Below are 4,464 nucleotides of genomic sequence, written 5' to 3'. Positions count from 1 at the left end.
GGCGACGGTGGCACGGCCGCGCGCCGGCGGGTCGGCGACTGCCGCGATGCCGCCGCGGCACGGGCCCGGAGGCCGGGAGCCGCAGCGTGTCGGCTGCCCGTCGCCCGGCCCGGCGACGCGGAGCGCAGTGGCGGCACGGCCCCGGGGCCGGGAGCCGCAACTTGCCGCCTGCCCGCCGCCTGGGCCACCCGGGCCACCCGGGCAGGCCACGCGGAAGCGCACGGGCGGCACGCCCACGCCGGGACGGGACGGCGACCGCCACAACGCCACCGCAGGACCGACCCGGGAGCCGGGAGCCGCACCGGGCCAACTGCCCGACGCCGGGCCACCCGGCCAGGCCACGCGGGTGCGCGATGGCGGCACGCCCGCGCCGCGGCGGGGCGGGCGTGCCGCCGCGATGCCTCGGCGACGGCCGGACTGTCGCCAACCGCGTCCGTCGGACCACTGGTGCCGAGCGCTGGGACAGCCGGCGAGAGCCGGATACCGAGGGGCCGCCGGATGGCGCTGGTGGGCGCTGGCTAGGCTGCGGCTTCCTCGGAGGGAGCGGTGCCGGTCGCGTCGGGCGCGGGCCGCTCGGGGGCGGATGGGCGGGCGGCGTCCGTAGCGAGGGTCGGCTGCGGCTGGGGACCGCCGCCGGTGCCGGACTCCGTCGCGTGGTTCTCGAACTGCGTGCGGTACAGCTCCGCGTAGCGGCCGTCCTCCGCCAGGAGTTCCTCGTGGGTCCCGCGCTCCACGATCCGGCCGGCCTCGACCACCAGGATCAGGTCGGCGGCCCGTACCGTCGACAGGCGGTGCGCGATGACCACGGCCGTCCGGCCCTCCAGGGCTTCGGCGAGGGCTTCCTGGACGGCTGCCTCGGAGGTGTTGTCCAGGTGGGCGGTGGCCTCGTCGAGGATGACGACGCGTTGGCGGGCGAGCAGCAGGCGGGCGATGGTCATGCGCTGGCGTTCGCCGCCGGAGAGCCGGTAGCCGCGTTCGCCGACCACCGTGTCCAGTCCGTCGGGCAGGGAGCGTACGAGGGTGTCGAGGCGGGCGCGGCGCAGGACGTCCCACAGGTCGTCGTCCGTGGCGCCGGGGCGGGCGAGCAGCAGGTTGGCGCGTACCGAGTCGTGGAACAGGTGGCCGTCCTGGGTGACCATGCCGAGGGTCTGGCGCATCGACGCGGCGGTCAGGTCGCGGACGTCGACGCCGCCGATGCGGACGGTGCCGCCGTCTGTGTCGTACAGGCGGGGCAGGAGCTGCGCGATGGTCGACTTGCCCGCGCCGGAGGAGCCGACGAGTGCGACGGTCTGCCCGGGTTCGGCGCGGAAGGAGATGCCGTGCAGCACCTCGTCACCGCCGCGGGTGTCGAGGGAGGCGACCTCCTCCAGCGAGGCGAGGGAGACCTTGTCGGCGGACGGGTAGCCGAAGCGGACGTCCTCGAACTCGACGGCGACCGGTCCGTCCGGCACCGCCCGCGCGTCCGGCTTCTCCTCGATGAGCGGCCTGAGGTCCAGTACTTCGAAAACGCGCTCGAAGCTCACCAGCGCGCTCATGATCTCGACGCGCGCCCCGGCGAGCGCGGTGAGCGGCGCGTAGAGACGGGTCAGCAGGAGGGCGAGGGAGACCACCGCGCCCGCTTCCAGGGTGCCGCGCAGAGCGAGCCAGCCGCCGAGGCCGTACACGAGGGCGAGCGCCAGGGCCGAGACGAGGGTGAGGGCCGTGATGAACGCCGACTGCGCCATCGCGGTCCGGACCCCGATGTCCCGGACCCGCCGGGCCCGCGCCGCGAACTCCACGGACTCGTCCCCGGGCCGCCCGAAGAGTTTGACGAGGGTGGCGCCGGGCGCCGAGAAGCGCTCGGTCATACGGGTGCCCATGGCCGCGTTGAGGTTGGCCGCCTCACGCTGGAGCGCGGCCATGCGGCGGCCCATGCGCCGGGCGGGCACCACGAACACCGGCAGCAGCACGAGGGCGAGCAGCGTGACCTGCCAGGACAGGGTGAGCATCACGGCGAGGGTGAGCAGCAGCGTCACGAGGTTGCTCACCACTCCGGACAGGGTGTTGCTGAACGCCCGCTGCGCACCGATCACGTCGTTGTTGAGTCGACTGACGAGCGCGCCCGTACGGGTACGTGTGAAGAACGCGACGGGCATGCGCTGCACATGATCGAACACAGCCGTGCGCAGATCGAGGATGAGACTCTCGCCCAGGGTCGCCGACAGCCAGCGACCGAGCAGGCCGAGGGCCGCCTCGGCGAGCGCGATGAGGGCGATGAGCACGGCAAGGCGTACGACGACGCCCTGGTCGTGCCCGGACACGATGGCGTCCACGATGTGCCCCGCGAGCACCGGCGTGGCGACCGCGAGGAAGGCCGTCACCACGCTCAGCACGACGAACTGCGCCATCCGGCGGCGGTGCGGGCGGGCGAAGGCGGCGATGCGGCGCAGCGTCGCGCGGGCGAGGGGTCTGCGCTCCTGCGCGTTCATGACGCTCTGCAGTTGGGTCCAGGCGGTGGTCTCCATGCTCATGACCCCGACGGTAGAACCTCAAGCTTCCTTGAGGTCAAGGGAGTTTCGAAACCTTCCACCATCACCCCTTGTCCGGAGCGTCAGCCGCTGTCCCCGTGCCCGCAACCGTCCGTTGGTGCGCGGCGGAAAACCTCTTCGAACGTGACAGCGGTACGACTCCCCCAGGGCCTTTCCGGACTTGCCGGCCGCGCCCCGCGTATCCCCATCCGCCAGATCCTCTGCCTGGTCCCGCTCGCGCTCGTCCTGGTGGTCGCCGTACGCCACCGCGACGTTCTCATGGAGGGCTTCGGGCACTTGGGGACGGCCGAGTGGCCATGGCTCGTGGCGGCCGTCGGCGCGACCTGCCTCACCTGGGTCGCGGCGGCGTTGACCCGGCAGGGCGCCCTCGTCGAGCGGCTGCCCGTGCGCCGGCTGCTCGCCACGCAGTTCGCGGCGGGCGCGGCCAACCACCTGCTGCCCACCGGCTTGGGCGCGACGGCGGTCAACCTGCGCTTCATGACGGTCTGCGGGGTGCCCCTGGCCCGCTCCTCCGCCGCGCTCGCGCTCTACCTGCTGGCCGAGTCGATCGCCCGCGTGGGCCTGCTGCTCGCCCTGCTCGTGGCGTTCCCCGGCGCGCTCCGGCTCGGCACCCTGCTCCCGGACACGGTGGCCGGCCCCGTGCTGCTGGCGGTCGGCGCGGCGCTCTGTGTCGCGGTGGCGGTCCTGGCCGCCGTACGACGGATACGTACGGCCGCGCTGACCTTCCTGCGCACGGCGCTCACCGAGGCCCGTTCGGTGCACACCCGCCCGGCCCGTGTGCTCGCCCTCTGGGGCGGCTCGCTGTCGTTCCCCCTGCTCCAGGCGGCCGGACTGACCACCGTGGGGCTGGCGTTGGGCCTCGACGTGCCCGTGGTCCACATGGTCGTCGCGTATCTCGCCGCCACGGTCGCGGTCGCGCTGATCCCGACACCCGGGGGCATCGGCTCGGTGGAGGCGGCGCTGGTGATCGCGCTGGTGGCGGCCGGCGGTCCGGTGGCCGTGGCGACGGCGGTGGTGCTGGCGTTCCGGATCATCACGGTGTGGCTGCCGCTGCTGCCGGGGGCACTGACGTTGGGGGCGCTGGTCCGGCTGAAGGTGATCTGAGCCGGGGCGTCCCGACCGGGCTCGGGGTGGTTCCGACCGGGCTCGGGGCGATCCGGGAGTAGCCTGCTCGTGTCGGCCACGGGAGGCCACGGGGCCACGGGAAGGGACAGCGCGATGCCGGTCCGGATCGAGCGTCAGGGGTACGTGACCACGGTGGTCCTCTCACGGCCCGAGGTCCGCAACGCGGTGGACGGTCCCACGGCCGCCGAACTGGCCAACGCCTTCCGGGAGTTCGATTCCGACGAGACGGCCCGTGTGGCGGTGCTGTGGGGCGAGGGCGGCACGTTCTGCGCCGGCGCGGACCTGAAGGCGCTCGGCACGGAGCACGGCAACCGGGTCACGCAGGACGGGGACGGCCCGATGGGGCCGACGCGGCTGCGGCTGTCGAAGCCGGTGATCGCGGCGGTCGCGGGGCACGCCGTCGCCGGAGGGCTGGAGCTGGCGCTCTGGTGCGACCTCCGGGTGGCCGAGGAGGACGCCGTGTTCGGGGTGTTCTGCCGACGCTGGGGCGTCCCCCTGATCGACGGCGGAACGGTACGGCTCCCCCGGCTCATCGGTACGAGCCGCGCGCTCGACATGATCCTCACCGGACGACCGGTGCCCGCCTCCGAGGCGTACGGGATGGGGCTCGCCAACAGGGTCGTACCGCGCGGCCGCGCCCGGGCGGAGGCCGAGGAACTCGCCGCCGCCGTCGCCGGTTTCCCCCAGGCATGCCTGCGCAGCGACCGTGCGTCCGTCCTCGACCAGGAGGGGCTTCCGGAGGCCGCCGCCCTGGGGGCCGAATTCAGGCACGGGGCGGGTGTGCTGGCGGAGGCGTCGGAGGGGGCGGCGC

Annotated in this window: 3 protein-coding genes; 2 read left to right on the top strand and 1 reads right to left on the bottom strand. The window is 74.3% G+C overall.

Annotation, left to right across the window (positions count from 1 at the left end):
- Nucleotides 1–518: 518 nt before the first annotated feature.
- A complete protein-coding gene (locus tag FNH08_RS45450) occupies nucleotides 519–2,510 on the bottom strand; it encodes an ABC transporter ATP-binding protein (RefSeq protein WP_228034779.1) in 1,992 nt (663 codons plus the stop codon).
- Between the two features lie 141 nt (nucleotides 2,511–2,651).
- On the opposite strand from FNH08_RS45450, the gene FNH08_RS45445 reads away from it, so the two are divergent.
- The gene (locus FNH08_RS45445; RefSeq protein ID WP_322726499.1) at nucleotides 2,652–3,632 is read left to right on the top strand and encodes a lysylphosphatidylglycerol synthase transmembrane domain-containing protein; all 981 of its coding nucleotides are present in this window, start codon (nucleotides 2,652–2,654) and stop codon (nucleotides 3,630–3,632) included.
- A 114-nt stretch (nucleotides 3,633–3,746) separates the two neighbouring features.
- Nucleotides 3,747–4,464 (top strand): crotonase/enoyl-CoA hydratase family protein (locus tag FNH08_RS45440; RefSeq protein ID WP_152777451.1); only part of this gene is annotated, 718 nt, incomplete at its 3' end.

It is taken from the genome of Streptomyces spongiae (assembly GCF_009377185.1).
GTDB classification, from domain to species: Bacteria; Actinomycetota; Actinomycetes; order Streptomycetales; family Streptomycetaceae; genus Streptomyces; species Streptomyces spongiae.
Note: the sequence above shows the minus strand (reverse complement) of the source record. Positions and strands in the feature narration are given on the sequence as shown.

Coding starts and splice junctions, on each gene's coding strand:
- FNH08_RS45450 (WP_228034779.1), bottom strand. CDS start 2,510: ATGAGCATGGAGACCACCGCCTGGACCCAACTGCAGAGCGTCATGAAC.